The organism is Bacillus sp. LR--39, assembly GCF_053613335.1.
Genome location: NZ_JBSIOT010000723.1, coordinates 1 through 772, shown reverse-complemented (window position 1 = coordinate 772; position 772 = coordinate 1). Strand labels below are relative to the sequence as shown.

General features: G+C 45.7%; 1 protein-coding gene. It reads left to right on the top strand.

The genetic code is table 11. From position 1 onward, the window contains the following. Positions 1-51 precede the first annotated feature (51 nt). Positions 52-735, top strand: coding sequence for a phosphoribosylformylglycinamidine synthase subunit PurQ (gene purQ / locus ACWHAR_RS26110; RefSeq protein WP_452088302.1), 684 nt, complete (start codon positions 52-54; stop codon positions 733-735). Positions 736-772: the final 37 nt, after the last annotated feature.

Genomic DNA, 772 nt, shown 5'->3' with positions numbered 1-772 from the left:
GAACACAGTAATTGAAGATTACAGATACGAGGTTGAGGAGGTAGTCGCACAGTGAAATTTGCGGTGATTGTGTTACCCGGCTCCAACTGTGATATCGATATGTATCATGCTGTAAAGGATGAGCTCGGCCATGAAGTGGAATACGTCTGGCATGAGGAAACAAGTCTTGACGGCTTCGACGGCGTGTTAATTCCGGGAGGATTTTCTTACGGCGATTACTTAAGATGCGGCGCCATCGCCCGATTTGCGAATATTATGCCAGCTGTCAAACAAGCAGCGGCTGAAGGAAAACCTGTTCTTGGCGTCTGTAACGGATTCCAGATTTTACAGGAGCTTGGGCTGCTGCCAGGCGCAATGAGACGCAACAAAGATCTGAAGTTCATTTGCCGTCCGGTTGAATTGATTGTTCAGAACGATGAAACCTTATTCACAGCTTCCTACGAAAAGGGAGAATCGATTACAATCCCGGTTGCCCATGGTGAAGGGAATTTCTACTGTGATGACGAGACGCTTGCAACATTAAAGGAAAACAATCAAATTGCTTTCACATACGGCTCTAATATTAATGGAAGTGTAAGCGACATTGCCGGTGTCGTGAATGAGAAAGGCAACGTATTAGGCATGATGCCTCATCCTGAGCGCGCGGTCGATGAACTGCTTGGAAGCGCCGACGGTCTTAAATTGTTCCAGTCTATCGTGAAAAATTGGAGGGAAACTCATGTCGCTACTGCTTGAACCAAGTAAAGAACAAATAAAAGAAGAGAAACTCTAT